Genomic DNA, 21,620 nt, shown 5'->3' on the forward strand with positions numbered 1-21,620 from the left:
TAAGTTTATAATACCATAATTTTTGACAGTATATTATTTACATGTAAAGCTACATGTAGCAAAACAAATTAAAGGAAAAATAGTGAGTAAGGAAATCGATGAGTTTAAGAACTGGGTTAATTTTAAGAACAAGAAAATGACTCAATGGTTAACTGAGTATTTCATCAAAAAAGGGATACCAAAAAGTCTTCCTTCTGTAGACGACATAATTACCAACCCTCTACAACAGAGCATCTTGAAGCAAGCTGAACACTACTTTTCTAGGATTCCAGAGCCAGCTTTAAGGAAAGAGAAACTCTCGAACATGAAGAAATCTTGGGCGCAATACTACAGAAGAAAAACAGGAGCCAAAAAAGTACATACTGTCTATGTTGATGACAAAACTCACACAACTCTCAAGAAAGTTAAAAAGAAATATCGATTAGATAATTTAGGTCAAGCTGTAGGATCAATTATCGATGGAACGGCACTTAAAAGAGAGATTCGAAGGCTAGAAAGAGATAATGACTTACTGAATAAAAAGCTCGAAAGTTACGATTTGCTAAAGACGAAAAGCCGTCAGAAGGAGGGTCAATTAGAAGAAATGCGTAATAAAGTAGACTCACTTGAAGAGAGAAACTTAATGTTGACGAAAGCGATCGAACAGTTAACCAACTCTCTATAATCTAAGTTACATAGGCTCATAAAACTAGAATTCATGCTGTTCCTCGAACCATTAGGAAGAGTCTGTATCTTCGTTACACATTGGACGAAAAATCAAGCCGATCTCGTCGCTGATAAAGGAACAATATTCTCAACTGTCAAAGCCTGAAGCTTATCGCCCCACGCCTGTAAAACGACTAGTTGCTCATCAAGGTAGTCATGGTGATTATAAACTCTAAGCATACCCGGTAGCTGGTGGCCGACTGTCTTTTCTATTGCCACGATATCCAGCCCCATTTCACTACAACGGCTAATAAAGGTACGACGCAAGTCATGGGGTGAAAAACGCTCTAGATCGGCTGGTAAATTACGTTTGATCAATGCCCGTACTGCCGCAGGCTCTTGGGCTTTATCTACAGTGAGTTGAGGCCAAACAAACTTCCATTTACTTGGGACACTTTCACGCTGCTCTTGCAATAACTCAACAAGATAATCACTGAGCGGTACTTTGCGACTATCCGGACTTTTAGTATGTCGCTCTGCTGAGCTGGCTGGTAGAGTCCAAACCTTGTTTTCCAGATCTAACTCACCCCAACGCATTTCTAGAACAGCACTGATACGTTGACCACATCCCAGCAAGAAACGTATTAAACGGACGTTAGAAGGGGCTGTACGCCACTCCCCTAAGCTAGTTAACAATATCTTCAACTCAGAAAAGCTAAGGTTTCGCTTTGTTACTTTAGAGCCCCCTCCAACATCCTTTGCTTTTAGTTGTGGTGCCGGATGAGAATCAAGCATATTAAGAGCTAAGGCATGGTTAATCACTTGATTGATGACTTTATGGCAAGCACCGATAGCACCAGCCATACGCTTACCCTCTTTATCAACCTTCGCATCAAAAACCTTATTAAGATCATATATGCTTAAATCCGCCAGCTTAATATTACCGATAATTGGCTTTATATCTCGACTGTAAATGGTTCTCGACTGATCGCCTCGTAATTGCTTAGAAAGACGCTTCTCATCAAAACTCTCAAACGCATCGTTAAAGGTCTTTGCCTCATCTTGGGCGCGTTTTTCTTTATCCAGTTCAACCTTTGGGTTCTTGTTGTTCTCCAGCCAACTCCGATAGCGGCCAGCTTCTACTCTTGCCTGCTCTAATGTCATACCCTGCTCAGGTTTTGACTTCACATATCGCCCCATAGAGATTTTTTCGTGTTTCTTTCCAATCTGAAAACGAAATGTCCATGTCATTGTACCGGTAGGACGAACACGTATATTCAGCCCTTCAATTTTTTTATCTGGGATTAAATACTCTTTATCTTTTGGCTTCAGAGCTTGTAGTGTGGCATTGCTGTTTATTCGTTTTGTCATTATAAGCAACTCTCTAACTAAATCCTGGGTACGGCGTGGGGTACGGCAATAACGCGGTTTCTATTGTACCCATAAAGACGTCAATGGAAAACAAATAGAGACAAATAACCATAAAACATTGATTTAAATGACATCAAAAGACATTGGCGGACACCTATGGAATTATGTAACCATTTACCCACCACATGGAAGCTGGCGTGCTATTGGAACGTAAAGCTTAGTCCACCAGCTTCAGACAAAAAAAAGCGAGCTCAATGGCTCGCTTTTTTTAATTTGATTGTGCCGTCCTAAATAAGGTTGACACTTTCTACCCCCAAAATTGGAGAGTGTTATGAAATCAACAACTAAAAGAACTCAGCGCGATTACTCCCTCGCTTTTAAACTCACTGTAGTTGATGAGGTTGAAAAAGGAAGCCTCACTTACAAACAAGCCCAAGAGAAGTATGGCATCCAAGGTTGCTCTACGGTTTTGGTTTGGCTTCGTAAGCATGGTCGACTAGATTGGTCTAAAGGGACACCTAACTTTATGTCCAAAGGAGACTCTATGGCCGAGTTCAATTTACCTCCTACACCAGAGCAACGTATTAAAGAGCTTGAGAAGCAGCTCGAAGATGCTCAACTCAAAGCCGACTTCTTTGAAGCTGTCGTGAACGTTATGGAACGTGACTATGGTGTTAGAGTGACAAAAAAGCACAAAGAAGCGTTGTCCAAGAGAAAACCATAGTAGGTTTGAGCGTTACGAAGTTTTGTCAGTTAGTACAAATCTCTCGCCAAGCTTATTATAAGCAATGCCAAACTCAATCTCGTTGTGAACATCATGAGCATGCTGTCATTGGCTTTGTCCGTGAAGTCAGGCTGAAGCAGCCACGCATTGGCACGCGTAAACTGAAGTTCTTAGCAGCAACAAAGGGCATTCAAATAGGTCGCGATAAGCTCTTTGAACTTCTCAGAAAGCATCGACTGTTAGTGAGAGCAAGACGAGCCTATCACCGAACGACTGACAGCCGTCATCGATTTTTCTGTCACCCAAACAAAGTGAAAGATGGGCTGACACCAACGAAGCCAGAACAACTGTGGGTTGCTGATATTACTTACTTGCCAACTCAAAATGGAGAGAGTTATCTCAGCTTGGTTACAGACGCTTATTCAAGGAAGATTGTTGGTTTTTATGTGGATGACAACATGAAAACTCAATCAGTTAAGCGGGCATTTATCTCAGCTCTCAGGCAACGGCAGAGTGAAGAAAAGCTAATACACCACTCAGATAGAGGCTCACAATACTGTTCGAAGGAATATCAAGATATCCATAAGAAACATAGAGTGACTTGCTCAATGACAGACGGGTATGACTGTTATCAGAATGCTTTAGCTGAGCGTGTAAATGGGATACTCAAAATGGAGCTCTTGCTGAAGAAACCGAAAGATCTGAAAGAAGCAAGGACGATGGTAGCAGAGTCCGTAGATATCTATAATCAAATGAGGCCTCATACGGCTTTAAAATACAAAACGCCCGATGAAGTACATCGAGCGTTTTAGTTAAAAAGTGTCAACCCATATCAGGACGGGTCAGATTCGTTTGCTTATTCCGCAGAAGTCTTCTTGCTGACAAAACCTAGCTTCTTACCAATCCATGCGAGTAAGATCATTGAAACCATGATCGCGAAGAAGTTTGAGCCTGCTTCTGGGTATTGCGCTTTAATAAACGCAGAGTGACCAAACGCACCTACGAAGAAACACGCCAAGCCAACTAATGGGATATCTTCTGATACCGGATTATTTAGGTACTCTTGGTAAAGAGCTTGTACAGCCAGTACGAGTGCAATCAATGGGAAGATTGAAAAAGACACTTCACTCATGGTCAACCATGACAACAAAGCATCACCACACATACCTGCAACCAGTGCCAAAATCAGCGTTTTCTTTTCAGATTTATTTCCATTCGACATTATTCTATCCCGCCTTTTAATCGGTTACGTTCACGTTCTTTGCGATACCAATAGGCCCCTTTGGCTATCATTCGCAATTGCATGATCAATCGCTCGGCGAGTTCATCGCGCTCACGTCGATCTAAATCTAAAGCTTCAGCCCCCGAACTGAAAACCAAAGTCACAGACGCTTCTGCTTGAGTATACGCCTCTTCTCTGGTCACGCCGGTGCTCATTAAATACTCGGTTAATTCTGCAGCAAAATGCTGGATTTCTCGAGCAACAGCGGTACGAAATTCAGCAGAAGTGCCGGAGCGCTCACGCAACAACAAACGAAAAACGTTCGGACTACTTTCAATGAATTCCATAAAGGTTTCGACCGAGGTACGAATTACGCTACCTTCTTTCACAATACGTTGACGCGCCTGACGCATCAGTTGGCGTAGTAGCAAACCGCCTTCATCAACCATGGTTAAGCCTAGCTCATCCATATCTTTGAAGTGACGGTAAAAAGAAGTCGGTGCAATCCCTGCCTCTCGGGCGACTTCTCGCAAGCTAAGGCTGGAAAAGCTGCGATCCGCACTTAATTGACTAAATGCCGCATCGATCAATGATCGACGTGTCTTCTCTTTTTGCTGTGCGCGGATTCCCATCGATTTCATTCTTAACTTGCTCTTTTTCTGTAGGGTACAAGAGCCTCAATATAACGCAATTTGCTCCTACGGAGAAAGATATGTTGCTTCGCTCGCTCTGAGCGCCGAGAACGTTACTATTGGCATGCATCTAATTGCAATGTTCTCGATGCAATTTATAGACATACAACATACCAAATCATCCTTTTGGTCGATTCTGCGTGATCACTTCCACTCTCTAACAGGCATGACGTGTACCAATAGAGTAAATGAGTTAAAATCGCGCTAAAGCAATGTTAAGCAAATATAACAAGGAAGGCATCATGGCGCATGTTAATCACTATGACGTGATCGTAATCGGTAGTGGCCCTGGCGGAGAAGGGGCTGCAATGGGATTAACCAAAGCGGGACTGAATGTTGCCATTGTCGAGAAAGAAAGCAGTGTCGGCGGCGGTTGTACTCACTGGGGTACTATTCCATCAAAAGCACTGCGTCATGCCGTTAGCCGCATCATCGAATTTAATAGCAACCCGCTATTTTGTCGAAACAACACCAGCGTTCATGCAACATTTTCTGACATTTTAGGTCATGCTAAATCGGTCATTGATAAGCAAACTCGACTTCGTCAGGGCTTTTATGACCGTAACTCATGCACACTTTTGTTCGGAACCGCGCGATTTATCGATAACTACTCAATTGCAGTGATGCAAAGCGACGGTACAGAAGAAATCTATTCTGCGGATAAGTTTGTCATCGCGACGGGTTCTCGCCCGTATCAGCCTAACGACGTAGATTTCTTGCATGAGCGCATCTACGACAGTGATTCCATTTTGAGCCTGAAACACGACCCTCGCCATATCATCATTTACGGTGCGGGCGTTATCGGTTGTGAGTACGCCTCTATCTTCCGCGGCCTTGGAGTGAAAACCGACCTTATCAATACCCGCGACCGCTTGTTGGAGTTTTTGGATAACGAAGTGTCAGATGCGCTGTCTTACCACTTCTGGAACAGCGGTGTGGTAATTCGTAATGATGAGACCTATGAAAAAATCGAAGGCACAGAAGATGGCGTGATTATTCACCTACAATCTGGCAAGAAGATGAAGGCAGACTGCTTGTTGTATGCGAATGGTCGAACAGGTAACACCGATAAGTTGAATTTGGGTGCAGTGGGTCTGGAAGCGGACTCTCGCGGACAACTAAAAGTAAACCGTAACTACCAAACCGATATCGAACACATTTACGCTGTAGGCGATGTCATCGGTTACCCTAGCCTTGCAAGCGCCGCTTATGACCAAGGGCGATTTGTCGCACAAGCCATTACGAAAGGTCAGGCAGAAAACTACCTGATTGATGATATTCCAACGGGTATCTACACCATCCCAGAGATTAGCTCTGTGGGTAAAACCGAGCAAGAGCTAACAGCTGCGAAAGTACCGTATGAAGTAGGACGCTCTTCGTTCAAGCATCTAGCTCGTGCACAGATCGCAGGGAAAGACATCGGTAGCTTGAAGATATTGTTCCATCGTGAAACCAAAGAAATTTTAGGGATTCACTGTTTTGGCGAACGTGCCGCGGAAATTATCCACATCGGTCAAGCCATTATGGAGCAAAAAGGCTCAGCGAATACCATCGAGTATTTCGTCAATACCACCTTCAACTATCCAACAATGGCCGAAGCGTATCGTGTCGCTGCGTTGAATGGTTTGAACCGCTTGTTCTAATCTATGCTTCTTGATAGCAGACAGAAAAACAGCAGGCTTGGACCTGCTGTTTTTATATCAACATTGTGCTAGGAAGGTATCCTTGTGCCATTGGTAGAGAAAGATAACCCCTAAACCAATACCCCGCATCAACATAAAGCTCGTCATTGCAAACCACAGCGCGTGATTTTCCCACTCGGCGAATAAGTAAAAGACAACGAAGAAACTGCTGGTCGCGACAAACATACTATTGCGCATGTCTTTGCCTTTGGTTGCACCGACAAAAATGCCATCCAATAGAAAGCACCACATCGACGCAAGTGGCATCACCACCAGCCAAGGTAGATACACCGCTGCTTGCTGTTGGACCGTCTCAATTGAAGTGATCATGGCGATCAACTCCGATCCCGCCAAACCAAAGAGCGCGGTCAGTCCTAAGCAAATAACCAAACTCCAAAAGAAAGTGCCGACAAGCGATGCACTCAATTGTTGCCTATCTTTGGCACCAATCGCCTTCCCGACCATGGCCTCCATTGCGTAAGCAAAGCCATCCATGCCATACGAGATAATCATCAGGAAGCTCATCAGAACCGCATTTGCAGCGACAACCTCATCACCAAAGCTCGCGCCTTGGAACGTCATAAAGCTAAAAGCCGCTTGCAGACACAAAGAGCGTAAGAAAATATCACGATTCAATTTCACGAAGCGCCCTAAACCGTGTTGAGTGCTGGTTAGCAACTTTTGAGGTGATGGTAATTGCCTCTCTCGCCAGGTTTTCCAGACACACATGAGACCAAAACCCATGCCAGAGTAGTCAGCAATCACCGATGCCAGCGCAGCGCCTTCTACTTTCCACCCCAAACCAATCACAAACAACAAATCGAGGGCAATATTAGTCACGTTGGTGATGATCACCATCCACATTGGTGCTTTGGAATTTTGCGTTCCGAGCAGCCACCCCAACAACACAAAGTTCATTAGCGCAGCGGGGGCACTCCACACACGGATAGAGAAATATTGCATACCGTAGTGTTTTACCTCTGCGCTGGCGTCACTCCAACCAAAGATCAAATCAGCTATCGGGGTATGGGCAATAAGGAAGACTAACGCAAACAGCAGCGCCATAAGTGAGCCTTGCATAAACACCAAGGCAAGTTGCTTTCGGTCTTCACCGCCATAGGACTGCGCCGCCAACCCAGTAGTCGACATACGCAAAAAACCAAGCAGCCAAAACGTCACGCTGATCATGGTGCTGCCCAACGCAACACCACCCAAATACCAAGCGTGGTCTAGATGACCAATCACCGCAGCATCGACCAAACCGAGCAATGGAACAGTAATATTCGACAGCACCATAGGTATCGCTAAAGCTAAGACTTGGCGATGAACTTTTGGGTTAGATAAAGGAGAGAAGATTGAATTTGTCACAGGCACCTCATCAGTAAGATCGACGAGTGTACCTGAGCGCTTAACGACTAGCCAATTACCACTTGATATGAACGAGTACTGGCGTGAGGCGATGCTTCAACATTGGAATCTTATTAAGCCAACGCTGCCAAGCTTTCCAACGAGAACAGAATCTATCGAATGGCGAGAAAGCTTTCACCCACTGTGCCCATGGTAACCATTGCAATATCTGTGCTGCAGGCGCTTCAAAGCCATGAGCATAACGATCAGAGCCAAGCTTTTGTCCCCACTTGGTTTCCGTTAAATCTCCTGCCAGCACCATACACAGTTCAGCAGAAACAAAATGTCGACCTAAGGTTTGAATAAATTTCGCGACTTGACGCTCTGTGCAATCGAGCAGTGCCATTTCACATAAAATGAGTACCGGTGCTTGCTCTGGAATGGCTAACGTCTCTAGCCACGACATTTCATCCACACTGCCACAGCGATGTTCATAACGTTCATTTTTGTGGAACAAACGCTGACGCCATACCAAATTTTCCGTCACATCCAGCTCTATCCAATGGCAGCGTCCATTATCCAAACGATAAAAGCGGGTATCCAACCCCGCTCCGACATTGATTATCCAAGCATCGGGATACTGCTGTAAGAAGTGACTAACCTGCTGGTCACAAAGCTGAGTCAGCGTCACGTGCAGCAATTGCTTCTGCGCAATATCACCACTCAAACAGTCCGGCGCCATCTTACAGCTCAAACACGCTTTAGCAGCTATCGGATCGTACACCAAGCCATTGTCGACCATGCTTTCACGGCTACGCAATAACAGTGGCTTTAATAAATGGTTAGGAACTTGATGTTTAGACTGAGACATGGGCATTTCCTGCGCCAGAGAGAAAACATAGACATTAATAAAGATGATAATGAATATCAATTACATTATCAAGCTTATAAATTGGTCAAAACAAACAAGGTCAAGATGATGAGCAAGCTTTTGGAGGAAGTAGAAAAAGAGAAAAGACAAAACAGCCCAGATGAACTGGGCTGCTTAAACACACTTACATCCAATCGGTATTGCGAATAATACCAACGGCTAAGCCTTCAATCGTAAGGTGCTGAGACGTTAAGTCCACTTGGATTGGGGCAAACTCTTCATTCTCAGCATGCAGTAATATGGTTGAACCTTTGCGCTCCAAACGCTTCACAGTCACATCATCATCAACACGCGCAACGACAACTTGACCGTCTCTCACATCTTGGGTTTTATGCACCGCGAGCAAATCGCCATCCATAATCCCGATGTCTTTCATACTCTCGCCATTTACACGAAGTAAGAAATCCGCTTGCGGTTTGAACATCGCAGGATCGACTTGGTAGTGCGCCTCTACGTGCTCTTGAGCCAGAATTGGCTCACCCGCTGCGACTTGACCAATCAAAGGCAAACCCTGCTCATCATTGGCTGCGTCTTCAAGCAGGATACGAATCCCACGAGAAGCGCCTGGAATAATTTCAATTGCTTGCTTACGAGCAAGCGCTTTTAGGTGTTCCTCTGCGGCATTCGCAGAGCGGAAGCCAAGCTCACGCGCAATCTCTGCACGAGTTGGTGGCATTCCGGTGTCGTCGATTTTACTTTTAATCAAATCGAAGACTTGTTGTTGGCGTGGCGTTAACGGCTTCATGTCTCACCTGTCTTTTTATACAGTTAACTGTGAGTATATCCAGTAAATGCTCAAATGAAAACCCAATTGGTTGTTTTTTAATTTATTTGTGGGGAGCTTTCAGCTTACCAATTAAGTTCATTCTTTATTCGTTTAAAACACCGACTTTTCAGTTAATCAAGTCAAAGCAATAACTTAGGGGTTCGACTAATTTACAGCCAATAAAATTAAAAGGTTTGACCAGTTTCTGGTATCCTTGCAGCGCTTAAATTTTATCGCCTAGGCTTATTTCTATTGCCGTACTCATCTCTTTTTATAGAGAAGACATGCAACGCGGAAACTGAAATAAGGTTAGGCCTGTTTGAATACCTATTGAGGCTGTGAACTTTATGTCTTCTGGACAATCATTTTCACGTTCATTACTAAAACTACCTTTATCGGTACTGGTAAAGGGCACCACAATCCCGTCGAACCCGATTGAAGATCTGAACATCGACCTAACTAAACCGATTGTATATGCCCTGCCTTTCCGCTCGAACGTGGATTTGCTGACACTGCAAAAACAAGCCATGAGCCTTGGTCTACCCGACCCGCTCAGCCCGCTGGAAATCAATGGCAAAACGCTGAACCGTTTCGTCTTTATCGCTGCGCGTCCAACTGTGATGAACAACGATAATGATGTCCCAACCGATTCTGTCTCTCTGTTCACTGACTTACTGGAACTGCACAAGCTGGATAGTGAGTTGGATGTTCAAATGATCCCTGCAACCGTGCTTTGGGGTCGTAAGCCAGGTAAAGAAGAGAACCAAAAGCCTTACCTTCAACCGATGAATGGTCCGCAAAAAGCCAAAGCGGTAATGGCGGCGGGACGCGACTGCTTAGTTCGCTTTAGTCCCGTGGTATCTCTGCGTTATATGGCAGACTCTCACGGAACCGACAGCGCAATTGCGCACAAACTGGCTCGCGTGGCGCGTATCCACTTCTCACGCCAGAAACTGGCTGCTTCAGGCCCAAACCTGCCACAACGACAAGTGTTGTTTGCTCGTTTACTAAAATCTCCAGCTATTGAACTGGCGATTGCTGACGAAGCCAAGAGCAAAAACATCTCGATTGATAAGGCGCGTAAAGAAGCCCACGACATCATGGATGAAATCGCCGCCGACTTCTCCTACAGTCTGGTGAAAAACGGCGACCGCATCCTGAGTTGGTTATGGACAAAACTATACCAAGGTTTGCACATCAATAACGCCTCGACTGTGCGTCGTTTAGCGCAAGACGGCCACGAAATTGTGTACGTTCCTTGTCACCGTAGTCATATGGACTACCTGCTGTTGTCTTATGTTTTATACCATGAAGGCATGGTGCCTCCGCACATTGCGGCAGGCATTAACTTGAACTTCTTCCCGGCCGGTCCCCTTTTCCGTCGTGGTGGGGCGTTCTTTATTCGTCGTAGTTTTAAAGGCAACAAACTGTACTCAACCATTTTCCGTGAGTATCTAGCTGAGCTGTTTGCCAAAGGCTATTCAGTTGAGTACTTCAGTGAGGGTGGTCGTTCACGTACAGGTCGCTTACTGCAAGCGAAAACGGGTATGCTGGCTATGACCATCCAAGCAATGCTACGTGGTCTAAACCGCCCAGTAACACTAGTGCCGGTCTACATCGGTTACGAGCACGTAATGGAAGTGGGCACTTACGCGAAAGAGCTGCGTGGCAAACGCAAAGAGAAAGAAAACGCAGGGCTTGTACTGCGTACTCTGCGTAAACTGCGTAACTTTGGTTTGGGCTATGTGAACTTCGGTGAGCCAATTCAGCTCAACCAATACTTGAACGAGCATGCTCCTGAGTGGACGAAAGACATCGACAGCATGGGTGGTAACAAACCACAATGGATGAATCCTGTGGTCAACGACCTTGCTAATAAGATGATGACGCACATCAACGATGCGGCGGCAGCAAACGCGTTGACCTTGTGTGCAACCGCACTGCTTGCTTCTCGTCAACGTGCACTTTCTCGTGACTCGCTGATCAATCAGATCGAGTGTTACTTAAAGCTACTCAAAAATAATCCGTACTCAAGCACCTCCACTATCCCTACCGAAAGTGCTGAGGAGTTGGTCGATCATGCAATTTCGCTTGATAAGTTCGTGATTGAAACCGATAGCATGGGTGACATCATTTCGCTGGACCGTAGCCAATCGATCCTGATGACCTACTATCGCAACAACATCATCCACTTGTTCGCTCTGCCGTCATTAATTGCCCAAATGCTCATTCGTCAGCGCAACCTTTCGGTAGCCAAGATTCAAGCGAATGTCGCGCAAATCTACCCATTCTTGAAGAAAGAGCTGTTCTTAAGTTACCAAGAAGACGAGTTAGATGAATTGGTCGTTAAAACACTGCATGAATTTGCCGATCAGAAAATGATTAGTCTTGATGGTGATAAGCTAGAGATCAATCAATCGAACAACCAGCCTTTGGTTCTGTTAGGTCGAACGATAACTGAAACGCTGCAACGCTACTCTATCGCGATGAACTTGCTTGTTGCTTACCCTGAGCTGGGTAAATCGGACCTCGAGCAGAAGAGCCAAGATATTGCTCAGCGCCTAGGGCGTTTGCACGGTATTAATGCGCCAGAATTCTTCGATAAAGGTGTGTTTACCGCGATGTTCAATACGCTCAAACAGCAAAAATACCTCGATAACGATGGTAACTGTGACACGAAGAAAACGCAGCAATTTGCACGGCTACTGTTCACTCTGCTTTATCCAGAAGTGAAACTGACGATCGAAGAGAGTATTCACCAACTTCGGTCGTAACCGTTTTACCTTCTTCCAATAAGAAAAAAGGCATCCAATCGGATGCCTTTTTCTATTTCTTCGCTTACCAAAATGCGACCAGTAACCCTATCGCTATCACCATGCCAACATAATTGTTGTTAAGGAAAGCCTTAAAGCACAACTCACGCTCACGGTGACGAATTAAGTGCTGCTGATAAACAAACAACGACGCTGCAATCAAAAGGGTCCAGTAGTAACTTTGTCCCAATTGGTAGAACTGCCCTAACCAAACCAACATCGCGAGTGTAATAAGTTGCAACACACCAATAATAAGCTTGTCATGACGACCAAACAGAATTGCCGTCGATTTAATGCCAATCTTTAGATCATCATCTCGGTCTACCATCGCATATTGAGTGTCGTACGCAATGGTCCACAAAGCGTTAATGAGGAACAAAAACCAAACAATCAATGGTAATTCCCCAGTTTGTGCAGCCCACGCCATTGGAATCGCCCAGCTAAAAGCCAAGCCTAAAAATAGCTGTGGAATATGAGTGTAACGCTTCATAAATGGATAGATGAACGCCAACACAATGCCAGCGAAGGATAGCTGAATCGTCAGCGGGTTCATGGTCAGCACTAACAAAAACGAGCTGATACCCAAAACCAAAAATAATCCAATCGCTTCTTTTGCTGTCACTTTCCCTGATGGCAGTGGACGTTGCTTAGTACGCTTTACATGGCCGTCGACTTTGCGATCTGCAAAATCATTAATCACGCACCCCGCACTACGCATTAGGAAAACACCCAATACAAACACGATGAATACATCCCAACTTGGCATCCCTTGGGCTGAGATAATTAGCGCCCAAATCGTTGGCCACATCAGTAACAGTGAACCAATCGGGCGATCCATGCGCATCAGTTGCCAATATGCTTTGGCTTTTTCTGCGGACATTTACACTGTCTCCTTAGCGTAAACTGGTGAATTAGATAAGAATAACTCGGCGACTAGCATCGGTTTGTGATTCATCCACAACCTTGAGCGTCGTGCTAACAAACGTCCTTCTGGTACGGCTACCCATCCCATTTGCAAAGAGTCCCGCTCAACGTTATCTGCGCTAAACACAGTTAGTCCTAATGGGATATCCCCTTGTTGAGCCAAATCATACTGCTGATCAACTAAGGTTGAACGAGGAATCAATGTCCGCCCAATAACCCAGTTATTATTGTCACCGCACAAAATTACCTCTCTCAGTAAGCAATCTTGTTCGGACAATAACTGGCTTTCGTCCTGTTTTAATGTCGCTGCAGTGACGATCTGATTTTGTAGCAATTCTACCGTTAACGCTTGGCAGTGCTGTTTTAAACGACGTGACAAAGACCCTTGCTCTTCAAGCCAGTGCTTGGCAAATTCATTTGGAAATTCGAATTCTTCGGGGTTTTGCCACTCTACTTCCAATAAAGAAGCAAGATAGAGTGATGTTGGCTGATTCATACTAGTATTCAATTGGAGGCTTTATGCGTACAATAAAGCAACAACTTACCGTCCATAGTAATGTATGTAACCGTAAGTTCCGTTATTTGTTATAGACGGCCCATTGTATCAAGACTGAAGCGATTCGAATATCGCGATCCAGAGAAAGAAAAGTTAGAAATATGTACAAACGTTATATAGCCCAAATTATTTTTGCGTTAACCATACTATTCGCCGCACCAAGTTGGGCTGAAACGGAAGAAGCTGGACCTAAGTTGGCATACTTTACCCTAGAGCCTGACCTCACTACTAACTTTTATACCAAAGGCAAAAAGTTAGGTTATGTGCAAGTGCGCATCGACATCATGGTAATGAGTCAACAAGATTTATCAGTTGTTGAGCATCACCAACCTTTGATTCGCGATGCAGTGATTGAATTACTGGGTAAGCAAACAGAAGATACGATTAAGTCCCTGTCTGGCCGAGAAGATCTGCGCAAAACCTTAGTGACGACCCTCAACGAAACGCTTTTGCCTGAAACAGGTAAAACCATCATTGCCGATTTGTTGTTTACAAAATACCTTTATCAATAAACCCAAATCCGTTTTGAACATAAAAAAAGACCGCTCTTAAGCGGTCTTTTCATTTCATCTGCTTTAGGCTTGCTGTTGGTATTTCATCTTGCCTGAATCAAACAGCGCAATCGCCATCCCCGACAGTAGCCCAACTAAGTGAGCGGTGTTTGCAATCGCCATAAATGGCTGCACAAAACCAAGAACTAACCATACCAACATAAAGACGATAATTGGCTTGGGTAGCGTAAGGCCTAAATGTGGCAAGCGGTAACCCAATATCCACAAATAACCAAGCAGTGCATAGACCACGCCAGACAAGCCGCCGAAGTTAGCCCCTTCAACATAGAACTGGCCTGCCCCTGAAAGCGCTGCCGACACCACAAAGAGTTGCAATAGCTTACCGGAACCGAGACGACGTTCGATGTCGCCACCCAACTGCCACCACCATAGTAAGTTAAACACGATGTGAGTTACTGAAAAGTGCAGTAACGCATGACTTAGCCATCGCCACACTTGCCATTGTTGCCCCTCAAAAGCCGGGAAGTGCAACAACTTAAACACGCCATTGCCAAAGCCAAACATTTGTAACAAGTAGATGATGATACAGACTGTCATGATCAGCAAAGTCATGGGGCCAGCTTTCGCTTTGACCATGCTTATGATACTCGGGCTGGAATAATGAAATGTGCTCTTACGAGTATCGGCAACGTCCCACGAGGCGGCGCTGTATTTTGAATCAGACGGGTTAGCAAGGAACTGCTTAAGTTCGGCTTCCGCTTCTATTTCATGCTGGCTATCAGTCAGCCACAGCGCAAATTGCCCATCCCCTTCTGGCATCATTTCGATGTCAATTTGGCGAGAGGCCATATAATCAATAAAGGCTTGCGCCATACGTGGATTATTTAACGTTACCAATCTCTTCATTAACTTCTCACTATCGGTAGTTCTGCTCGATGCCAGGCTTCAAAGCCACCATCTACACTGTACACCTGTTCAAAGCCTTGGTTAACCAAATATTGCGCCGCACCTTGGCTACTAATACCGTGGTAACACATCACTAGAATAGGTTGTTCGAACTCCACTTCATCCATAAACGCAACGATCGTATCGTTAGTTAAGTGATACGCGGACTCCGCATGCGCAACGGCAAACGATTGAGGGTCACGGATATCTACAAGCTTCGCATCACCCTGCTCGAGCAGCGCTTGCGCACCTTGTACATCGATATGCTTAAACTGATCCATTTACTTTCTCATTGTCTTATTAATATACCCAAGCAACCTCGAACCTAACGTACTAATCAGCACCCGTGGTACAGCATAAAATCCATATTTGAAGCTGCTTGGGTATGCTGCCGCTATTGTAACCTATCCAACGGCAAACTTAGACACATGGATAATCAGGGTTTTCAAAAGTGTACACATTCCAACCATTTGTGGATAAAGCTGTGAATTGCGTTGATAAAGTGTATTTGGATCTTTTGATCCACAATATGTAGTGATGATCCTGATCTAACTGTGTGTATATCTATAACTATCCCCAGATGGAAAAGTGCTTGAATCCCTTATTTTGTCCGGGTTTCGAACAGTTGATAAATAATTACTTCACAGAGTTATACACAGGTAGCACATAAAATCCGGATCGCAAACGCTATCGATTTTCGATCGACAATAAAAAAGCCGAGATCACATGATCTCGGCTTTCTATGAAAATCTTACTTTCAATTAGCAGTGGAAATTAAAATTCACCCACAGCCAATTTTAGTTTCTTCATTGCATTTTTTTCTAGCTGGCGAATACGCTCGGCAGAAACACCGAACTCATCAGCTAAGTCTTGCAATGTTGCTTTCTCATCATCTAACCAACGAGAACGCACGATGCGCTGACTACGCTCATCCAAACTCGCTAATGCATGACCCAAGCGATTGTTGGTATGCATTTCCCAGTTGGCGGCTTCAATGTTGTCGGCCACATCAGACGATTTGTCTTCTAGGTATAGCATCGGCGCTGTGTAAGCGTTTGAACTGTCGTCTTCATCAGTTGGCATATCAAAGGTTGAATCCACCGCCGCTAAGCGTGATTCCATCTCGCGAACTTCAGAAGGCTCAACACCTAACTCGCGCGCAACGGTTTCCACTTCACCGTTGTTAAACCAACCCAAGCGCTTTTTCGACTTACGCAGGTTGAAGAACAATTTACGTTGCGCTTTAGTGGTCGCAATTTTCACGATACGCCAGTTACGTAGCACGTATTCGTGGATCTCTGCTTTGATCCAGTGGACAGCAAAAGAAACCAAGCGAACCCCTACTTCTGGGTTAAAACGCTTAACGGCTTTCATTAGACCGATGTTACCCTCTTGCACAAGATCCGCCATCGGCAAACCGTAGCCAGAGTAACCACGAGCAACGTGAACAACGAATCGTAGGTGCGAAAGAATTAGACCTTTTGCAGCCTCAATCTCACCTTTATAGTGTAATCGTTCTGCCAGCTCACGCTCTTCGTCTGCAGTCAGCATTGGGTAGCTGTTTACTGAGCGAATATAGCTATCAAGGCTATCTTGCGTGACTAGAGCCATCGGATACGCTTCTTTTGTCATTCAATTCCTCATCAATCTCTGATCTGGAGCATTACATTGCAATTTAGCTTCGATATCTTGAACTCAAAATGAACAAGTTTCAAGAAGGGGAAGCAATTATCCATAAACATTTGGTCTAAGCAAGGGTTCAAAATTAGCTAGTGCTAATGAAATCCAAGTAATAAGACCGCCATCACTTAAACTGGTTCAATTTCTTTTAAATGTCGTTGCGCAGAAAAACGCGCCGCAATACATCCCAAAAGACTCCCAATGATGATTAATAACAAAGATTCATCCCAACTTAGACCAATCAGGCGGAACTGGCTATCGTACAACGCAGCAAGGTCTTCCACCGCACTATTCATGACAATGGTCACTAAAGCCGTTACCAACCACGCAATAGTGGCACCTAACACGCCAAACCACATGCCTGTGTACAAGTAAGGGCGCAGAATAAAACTGTCCGTCGCACCGATCAGTTTCATGGTTTGAATCTCTTCTTTATTCGCCAGCACATTAAATCGCAATGTATTGCCAACGATTAAAAATACCGCACCGAGCATCAGTACTGTCAGGGTAATGACAATAATACTCGCGAGAGTTTTGATGGCATCAAGACGCGCCAGCCAGTCTTCGTCAAGTCTCACGTCGGTCACATCTTGTTGCTCTCGAACGTCTTTGGCTAATGACTGAATATCACTTTTTAGCTCCGAATCTGGCGTAATCACCAACACACCAGGTAGCGCATAGCCACTTAAAAGACTGATAGCTTGGTCGAACCCTGCATATTGGCTTAAATCAGATAGACCTTGTTGCGGTGAAATATATTCTACCTCTTTTACCAAAGGCCAAGTTTCAATTTGATCTTTGAGAACCATCACTCGCGCATCCGGCATGCCTTCAACTAAGTAAGCACTAACTTGTGAAGGAGAAGCGACATCTTCCGCTGCCCCCGCAACGTTTTTCCCCAATAGATACAAACAAGCTGGCATGGCAAGTGCCATGGAGATGACCGCTAGGGTCAGAATGTTGCCTAGTGGTCGTTGCCATAAGGCGCTAAAAGAGGATTTAGCTTGTTTTGCGTGGACAGAGAAAAAACCATCGGTATTCGCACGCTTGGCACTACGGCCTTTCCCCTTCTTTTGGGAGTGCTTGTTACCTGCCATAGTCTTCTACCTCACTTAGGAAGCCTTGGTTCAATTCAAAATGACGATACTGTGGGCGAGTGTTTACTAACCCCACATCGTGCGTGGCAAGTAGGATAGTCACGCCCGCACGGTTAAATTCTTCGAATAGACGCAACACACGGTTGGATAATTCTGGGTCAAGGTTACCCGTAGGCTCATCAGCCACCAGCAACGTTGGTCGATTAACCACAGCACGGGCAATACCGACGCGCTGTTGCTCACCACCAGAAAGTTGACTAGGTAGACAACGAGCTTTATCGAGTAAGCCCGTTTTATCTAACGCCGCAGAAACACGGCGTTTGATTTCGTTTTCAGAAATCGATTCGATACGCATTGGCAGAGCGACATTGTCGTACACACTGCGATCCATCAATAGGCGATGATCTTGAAAAACAATCCCAATATTGCGGCGCAAAAAAGGGATGTCTTTGCTTGGAATACGCGTGATGTCGTGACCATTAAAATGGATTTTGCCATCGGTTGGTCGCTCTATCGCGCAGATCAATTTCAGCAAGGTACTTTTACCAGCCCCGGAATGTCCGCCTAAAAACGCCATTTCACCGCGCCTCAGGTGAAAATCGACTTTTTGCAGTGCTTGTCGACCACCTCGGTAAGCTTTGCTTACTTGCTGAAATTTGATCACCGTTGATTTCCTCTAACTCTTTTTATTCTTCACGACTAAACAGTGCGTCAATAAACTCTTGAGTTTCAAATGGACGCAAGTCTTCGATACCTTCACCCACACCAATGTAACGAATTGGAATACCGAACTGATCAGCGATAGCGAAAATTACGCCGCCCTTGGCTGTACCATCCAGCTTAGTCAAAGTAATCCCGGTTAGAGGGGCAACATCACTGAAAAGTTTCGCTTGGCTAATGGCATTTTGTCCTGTACCTGCATCAAGCGTTAGCATGATCTCATGTGGTGCAGAGTCATCAATTTTCTTCATCACACGTACAATCTTACGCAGCTCTTCCATTAGGTTCGCTTTGTTCTGTAGACGACCTGCTGTATCAGCAATCACCACATCCACACCACGTGCTTTTGCCGCTTCAATCGCATCATAGATAACAGAGGCACTGTCTGCGCCAGTATGTTGAGCAATCACAGGAACATTATTACGTTCACCCCACACTTGTAACTGCTCAACCGCTGCGGCACGGAAAGTATCGCCCGCTGCAAGCATCACTTTTTTGCCTTGAGTTTGGAACTGCTTCGCTAGCTTACCGATGGTCGTGGTTTTACCCACGCCATTTACACCCACCATCAAGATGACGTAAGGCGTTTTGTTGCTATCGATTTCTAGTGGCTGTTCGACTTTAGAAAGAATCTCAGCCATTTCTTCTTTCAACAAACCATAAAGGGCTTCGCCGTCTTTCAGATCGCCACGTGTGGCTTTTTCTGTCAGGTTGTTGATAATTTTTGTTGTGGTATTCATGCCCACATCAGCAATAAGCAGTTGCTCTTCTAGCTCTTCAAATAAGTCCTCATCGATTTTCTTACCGCTGAACAGACCGAAGAAGCCAGCACCAATATTTGCTTTTGTTCGGCTTAGGCTGCGTTTAAGACGAGCAAAAAAGCTTTCTGTTGGCTTTTCTTGTTCTTGAACACGAGGCGCGGCCGATACGACTTCTGGCTCTTCTGCTTCTGCTTCTGCTTCTGCTTCTGCTGGGGCAGCCTCTGATTGTTTCGCTTCTTCTTCAAGTTCTGGCGTTGCTTCCGCTTGCTCAGCAACCGCTTCGGTTTGCTGCTCTTCAGAAGGCGCTTCCACTGCTTCTTCTTTTACTGTTTCTTCAGTTTTTGGTTTTGGGCTTTGTTCTTCGTCACCAAAACCTAGCCACGAAAGTAATCCGCGCTTCTTTTTTTCCGTCATCTGGGGCTATCCTAGATTGTTCTTTTATCTATTAATGACTCTTTTTTGACAAGATTATTATCTGTCTAAAAAAGGCTAATGACAAAGTTCTGAAAACTTTCCGATTAGGTAATTCTAATCTTATTAGTGTTACACTCTGTCATCTTGAATATTCTGGGCTGTATCCAAGCTCCAAGCTCATTGCTTGGGCGATTAGATATAGTATCACTTTATTAGCGGTCAAAAAATCTATGGTAAGACGTCGCCAGCAAAACTCATCACAAAAAAAGCCAACAACGGGCTTTGTTCGCATTATTAGTGGCTTATGGAGAGGCAGAAAACTTCCTGTACACGATGCTGAAGGCTTACGCCCCACGACCGATCGCGTCAAAGAAACGCTGTTTAACTGGTTAGCTCAAGATGTACCACAGGCAAAATGTCTCGACTTGTTTGCTGGCTCTGGCGGCTTGGGATTTGAGTCAGCTTCGCGCCAAGCAGAGCAAGTGACCATGGTTGAGCTAAACCCACAAGCTTTCCAACAGTTACAAAAGAATGTTGCCTCTCTTAACGCGAACAACATCCAAGTGGTAAATACCGACGCACTGAGTTTTTTGAAGCAACCGGGTTCTGCTCACCATGTGGTGTTTATTGACCCACCGTTTCGCAAAGGTCTATTGGATGAGACCGTGGCTCTGCTAGAACAAAATGGCTGGCTCGCGGAAGATGCGATGATTTATATTGAAACAGAAAAAGAACTCAATATTGCCGACTTACCAGAAAACTGGCAATTACATCGAGAAAAAACAGCAGGCCAAGTGAGCTATCGTCTGTACGAACGTACCTCCGCATAACGCCTCGATTTAAAAGGATACTTAAATGAAAGCACTAATTATGCTGGCCAAAGCGGCTATCGCCTTTGTTTGGTTAGTATTAATCCTAAATATTTTTATGCCCTTTCCCGGCAATGCCGCGATTGCGCTATACATCATGACCGCTTTTTTGTTCATCATGCACGGTTTACAAATGGCCATCTTCATTGGTGCATTTGGCGACAAAATAAAAATGAGCAGTTGGGAAAAATATTCAATCCTGATTTTTGGTATTTTTGCCCTACTCGATATTCGTCGTAAACACATGATGTAATCGCTCAGATACGAAAAAGCCGCTCTTGTGAGCGGCTTTTTTTCTGCGTTTCGTTCGTCACCCAATGTAACTTTTTACACCATCCAAGAACATTTGAGTGGAGATCATCACCAGTAACAAGCCCATTAAGCGTTCTACCGCCTTCAAGCCACGTTCACCCAACAAGCGATTAAAGAAGCCATAAAACATCAGTATAAAAAATGTTGCGCCCCACGCAATTACGACTGATGCTGACATTTCCAACATTTTCTCTGGATGTTGCGAAGACAGTAAAAGCAAGGCTGCAATCACTGAAGGGCCTGCGATCATAGGAATGGCCATCGGAACAATAAAGGGCTCCTCGCCTGCTGCCAGTCCAGTGATGCTGCCAGCACTCGGGAAAATCATCTTAATCGCAATAATGAAGAGAATAATGCCACCAGAAATGCTGAGCGTTTCTGGCTGGACATGCAAAAAACTTAAGATGCTTTGTCCTGCAAACAGAAATAGCATCAAGATCAGTAAGGCAAACAGTAGTTCACGAATCAATACCTTACGACGACGCTTGGGATCGATATGTTTGAGAATAGACAACACAATCGGCAAGTTACCGAGAGGGTCCATGATTAGAAACAGCATGGTCGCTGCAGAAAGAATGTCCATATTCTGGCCTCACCTAAAAAATGGCGGCCAGTGTATAGCAAACTGACAACATGA

The 21,620-nt window shown here is 44.8% G+C and carries 22 protein-coding genes; 7 read left to right on the forward strand and 15 right to left on the reverse strand.

The genetic code is table 11. From position 1 onward, the window contains the following. Nucleotides 1-82: 82 nt before the first annotated feature. Entirely contained in the window at nucleotides 83-664 is a 582-nt protein-coding gene (locus tag H9L11_RS06060; RefSeq protein ID WP_205391049.1) for a hypothetical protein, read from the forward strand. Nucleotides 665-756: 92 nt separating this feature from the next. On the opposite strand, the gene H9L11_RS06065 is transcribed toward H9L11_RS06060, so the two are convergent. Next, on the reverse strand, nucleotides 757-2,016 hold the full coding sequence (locus tag H9L11_RS06065; protein ID WP_205391092.1) for a site-specific integrase: 1,260 nt from the start codon (nucleotides 2,014-2,016) through the stop codon (nucleotides 757-759). A 331-nt stretch (nucleotides 2,017-2,347) separates the two neighbouring features. On the opposite strand from H9L11_RS06065, the gene H9L11_RS06070 reads away from it, so the two are divergent. Next, nucleotides 2,348-3,552 (forward strand): IS3 family transposase gene (locus H9L11_RS06070; protein WP_104975737.1). Its coding sequence is split into 2 segments (ribosomal slippage): nucleotides 2,348-2,699 and nucleotides 2,699-3,552, totalling 1,206 coding nucleotides; the frame shifts between segments, so codons are not numbered across the junction. A 44-nt stretch (nucleotides 3,553-3,596) separates the two neighbouring features. On the opposite strand, the gene H9L11_RS06075 is transcribed toward H9L11_RS06070, so the two are convergent. Next, the gene (locus tag H9L11_RS06075) at nucleotides 3,597-3,962 is read right to left on the reverse strand and encodes a YijD family membrane protein (protein ID WP_005378634.1); all 366 of its coding nucleotides are present in this window, start codon (nucleotides 3,960-3,962) and stop codon (nucleotides 3,597-3,599) included. Beyond that, nucleotides 3,962-4,603, reverse strand: coding sequence for an HTH-type transcriptional repressor FabR (gene fabR / locus H9L11_RS06080; protein ID WP_005378632.1), 642 nt, complete (start codon nucleotides 4,601-4,603; stop codon nucleotides 3,962-3,964). Before fabR ends, H9L11_RS06075 begins: the two co-directional genes overlap by 1 nt. 293 nt (nucleotides 4,604-4,896) lie before the next feature. Here fabR and sthA point away from each other — a divergent pair, with 293 nt between their 5' ends. After that, on the forward strand, nucleotides 4,897-6,297 hold the full coding sequence (gene sthA / locus H9L11_RS06085; protein ID WP_005393772.1) for a Si-specific NAD(P)(+) transhydrogenase: 1,401 nt from the start codon (nucleotides 4,897-4,899) through the stop codon (nucleotides 6,295-6,297). A gap of 57 nt (nucleotides 6,298-6,354) precedes the next feature. Here sthA and dinF read toward each other — a convergent pair whose 3' ends face one another. The 3 genes from dinF to lexA form a co-directional block, all read right to left on the reverse strand. Next, a complete protein-coding gene (dinF, locus tag H9L11_RS06090; RefSeq protein ID WP_205391050.1) occupies nucleotides 6,355-7,704 on the reverse strand; it encodes an MATE family efflux transporter DinF in 1,350 nt (449 codons plus the stop codon). A 55-nt stretch (nucleotides 7,705-7,759) separates the two neighbouring features. Beyond that, nucleotides 7,760-8,554: a class I SAM-dependent methyltransferase gene (locus H9L11_RS06095; protein ID WP_005378679.1), complete on the reverse strand. Its 795-nt coding sequence runs from the start codon at nucleotides 8,552-8,554 to the stop codon at nucleotides 7,760-7,762. Between the two features lie 184 nt (nucleotides 8,555-8,738). Further along, nucleotides 8,739-9,359 (reverse strand): transcriptional repressor LexA, encoded by a 621-nt coding sequence (gene lexA / locus H9L11_RS06100; RefSeq protein WP_005378682.1) that lies wholly within the window; start codon nucleotides 9,357-9,359, stop codon nucleotides 8,739-8,741. 368 nt (nucleotides 9,360-9,727) lie between these two features. Between lexA and plsB the strand changes: the two genes are divergently transcribed. Next, complete coding sequence (gene plsB / locus H9L11_RS06105) at nucleotides 9,728-12,154, forward strand: glycerol-3-phosphate 1-O-acyltransferase PlsB (RefSeq protein ID WP_053307422.1); 2,427 nt, start codon at nucleotides 9,728-9,730, stop codon at nucleotides 12,152-12,154. Nucleotides 12,155-12,218: 64 nt separating this feature from the next. Here plsB and ubiA read toward each other — a convergent pair whose 3' ends face one another. Together ubiA and H9L11_RS06115 are read right to left on the reverse strand one after the other, a co-directional pair. Beyond that, nucleotides 12,219-13,073: a 4-hydroxybenzoate octaprenyltransferase gene (gene ubiA, locus H9L11_RS06110; RefSeq protein WP_005378684.1), complete on the reverse strand. Its 855-nt coding sequence runs from the start codon at nucleotides 13,071-13,073 to the stop codon at nucleotides 12,219-12,221. Then, entirely contained in the window at nucleotides 13,074-13,613 is a 540-nt protein-coding gene (locus H9L11_RS06115) for a chorismate lyase (RefSeq protein ID WP_005378686.1), read from the reverse strand. Nucleotides 13,614-13,774: 161 nt separating this feature from the next. Here H9L11_RS06115 and H9L11_RS06120 point away from each other — a divergent pair, with 161 nt between their 5' ends. Beyond that, the gene (locus tag H9L11_RS06120) at nucleotides 13,775-14,185 is read left to right on the forward strand and encodes a flagellar basal body-associated protein FliL (protein WP_005378687.1); all 411 of its coding nucleotides are present in this window, start codon (nucleotides 13,775-13,777) and stop codon (nucleotides 14,183-14,185) included. A gap of 63 nt (nucleotides 14,186-14,248) precedes the next feature. On the opposite strand, the gene glpG is transcribed toward H9L11_RS06120, so the two are convergent. The 6 genes from glpG to ftsY all read right to left on the reverse strand — a co-directional run bounded on the left by glpG (nucleotide 14,249) and on the right by ftsY (nucleotide 19,802). Continuing rightward, nucleotides 14,249-15,091, reverse strand: coding sequence for a rhomboid family intramembrane serine protease GlpG (gene glpG, locus H9L11_RS06125; RefSeq protein WP_017821294.1), 843 nt, complete (start codon nucleotides 15,089-15,091; stop codon nucleotides 14,249-14,251). After that, on the reverse strand, nucleotides 15,091-15,411 hold the full coding sequence (gene glpE, locus H9L11_RS06130) for a thiosulfate sulfurtransferase GlpE (RefSeq protein WP_005378691.1): 321 nt from the start codon (nucleotides 15,409-15,411) through the stop codon (nucleotides 15,091-15,093). The genes glpG and glpE overlap by 1 nt, the downstream gene beginning before the upstream one ends. A gap of 493 nt (nucleotides 15,412-15,904) precedes the next feature. Beyond that, nucleotides 15,905-16,762 (reverse strand): RNA polymerase sigma factor RpoH, encoded by an 858-nt coding sequence (gene rpoH / locus H9L11_RS06135; RefSeq protein WP_005378693.1) that lies wholly within the window; start codon nucleotides 16,760-16,762, stop codon nucleotides 15,905-15,907. Between the two features lie 176 nt (nucleotides 16,763-16,938). Further along, entirely contained in the window at nucleotides 16,939-17,907 is a 969-nt protein-coding gene (ftsX, locus tag H9L11_RS06140; RefSeq protein WP_005378695.1) for a permease-like cell division protein FtsX, read from the reverse strand. Next, nucleotides 17,897-18,571 (reverse strand): cell division ATP-binding protein FtsE, encoded by a 675-nt coding sequence (gene ftsE, locus H9L11_RS06145; protein ID WP_005393800.1) that lies wholly within the window; start codon nucleotides 18,569-18,571, stop codon nucleotides 17,897-17,899. Before ftsE ends, ftsX begins: the two co-directional genes overlap by 11 nt. Before the next feature lie 22 nt (nucleotides 18,572-18,593). Beyond that, nucleotides 18,594-19,802 carry a signal recognition particle-docking protein FtsY gene (gene ftsY / locus H9L11_RS06150; protein WP_053350808.1) on the reverse strand — a complete coding sequence of 403 codons (1,209 nt, stop codon included), beginning with the start codon at nucleotides 19,800-19,802 and terminating at the stop codon, nucleotides 18,594-18,596. Between the two features lie 230 nt (nucleotides 19,803-20,032). Between ftsY and rsmD the strand changes: the two genes are divergently transcribed. Both rsmD and H9L11_RS06160 read left to right on the forward strand, forming a co-directional pair. Then, the gene (gene rsmD, locus H9L11_RS06155; protein WP_005378702.1) at nucleotides 20,033-20,632 is read left to right on the forward strand and encodes a 16S rRNA (guanine(966)-N(2))-methyltransferase RsmD; all 600 of its coding nucleotides are present in this window, start codon (nucleotides 20,033-20,035) and stop codon (nucleotides 20,630-20,632) included. 25 nt (nucleotides 20,633-20,657) lie between these two features. After that, a complete protein-coding gene (locus tag H9L11_RS06160; RefSeq protein ID WP_005378704.1) occupies nucleotides 20,658-20,924 on the forward strand; it encodes a DUF1145 domain-containing protein in 267 nt (88 codons plus the stop codon). A 57-nt stretch (nucleotides 20,925-20,981) separates the two neighbouring features. Here the strand turns inward: H9L11_RS06160 and H9L11_RS06165 are convergent, their stop codons facing one another. Then, nucleotides 20,982-21,566 carry a YhgN family NAAT transporter gene (locus H9L11_RS06165; protein ID WP_005389671.1) on the reverse strand — a complete coding sequence of 195 codons (585 nt, stop codon included), beginning with the start codon at nucleotides 21,564-21,566 and terminating at the stop codon, nucleotides 20,982-20,984. Nucleotides 21,567-21,620: the final 54 nt, after the last annotated feature.

The sequence above is a fragment of the Vibrio sp. sp1 genome, from assembly GCF_016920955.1.
In the GTDB taxonomy this organism is placed as follows: domain Bacteria; phylum Pseudomonadota; class Gammaproteobacteria; order Enterobacterales; family Vibrionaceae; genus Vibrio; species Vibrio alginolyticus.

Bases quoted from the DNA above. Each gene is read 5' to 3' on its own strand.
- H9L11_RS06065 (WP_205391092.1), bottom strand. From the start codon at position 2,016: ATGACAAAACGAATAAACAGCAATGCCACACTACAAGCTCTGAAGCCA.
- H9L11_RS06075 (WP_005378634.1), bottom strand. From the start codon at position 3,962: ATGTCGAATGGAAATAAATCTGAAAAGAAAACGCTGATTTTGGCACTG.
- fabR (WP_005378632.1), bottom strand. From the start codon at position 4,603: ATGAAATCGATGGGAATCCGCGCACAGCAAAAAGAGAAGACACGTCGA.
- sthA (WP_005393772.1), top strand. From the start codon at position 4,897: ATGGCGCATGTTAATCACTATGACGTGATCGTAATCGGTAGTGGCCCT.
- H9L11_RS06095 (WP_005378679.1), bottom strand. From the start codon at position 8,554: ATGTCTCAGTCTAAACATCAAGTTCCTAACCATTTATTAAAGCCACTG.
- lexA (WP_005378682.1), bottom strand. From the start codon at position 9,359: ATGAAGCCGTTAACGCCACGCCAACAACAAGTCTTCGATTTGATTAAA.
- plsB (WP_053307422.1), top strand. From the start codon at position 9,728: ATGTCTTCTGGACAATCATTTTCACGTTCATTACTAAAACTACCTTTA.
- ubiA (WP_005378684.1), bottom strand. From the start codon at position 13,073: ATGTCCGCAGAAAAAGCCAAAGCATATTGGCAACTGATGCGCATGGAT.
- H9L11_RS06115 (WP_005378686.1), bottom strand. From the start codon at position 13,613: ATGAATCAGCCAACATCACTCTATCTTGCTTCTTTATTGGAAGTAGAG.
- H9L11_RS06120 (WP_005378687.1), top strand. From the start codon at position 13,775: ATGTACAAACGTTATATAGCCCAAATTATTTTTGCGTTAACCATACTA.
- glpG (WP_017821294.1), bottom strand. From the start codon at position 15,091: ATGAAGAGATTGGTAACGTTAAATAATCCACGTATGGCGCAAGCCTTT.
- glpE (WP_005378691.1), bottom strand. From the start codon at position 15,411: ATGGATCAGTTTAAGCATATCGATGTACAAGGTGCGCAAGCGCTGCTC.
- rpoH (WP_005378693.1), bottom strand. From the start codon at position 16,762: ATGACAAAAGAAGCGTATCCGATGGCTCTAGTCACGCAAGATAGCCTT.
- ftsX (WP_005378695.1), bottom strand. From the start codon at position 17,907: ATGGCAGGTAACAAGCACTCCCAAAAGAAGGGGAAAGGCCGTAGTGCC.
- ftsY (WP_053350808.1), bottom strand. From the start codon at position 19,802: ATGACGGAAAAAAAGAAGCGCGGATTACTTTCGTGGCTAGGTTTTGGT.
- rsmD (WP_005378702.1), top strand. From the start codon at position 20,033: ATGGTAAGACGTCGCCAGCAAAACTCATCACAAAAAAAGCCAACAACG.
- H9L11_RS06160 (WP_005378704.1), top strand. From the start codon at position 20,658: ATGAAAGCACTAATTATGCTGGCCAAAGCGGCTATCGCCTTTGTTTGG.
- H9L11_RS06165 (WP_005389671.1), bottom strand. From the start codon at position 21,566: ATGGACATTCTTTCTGCAGCGACCATGCTGTTTCTAATCATGGACCCT.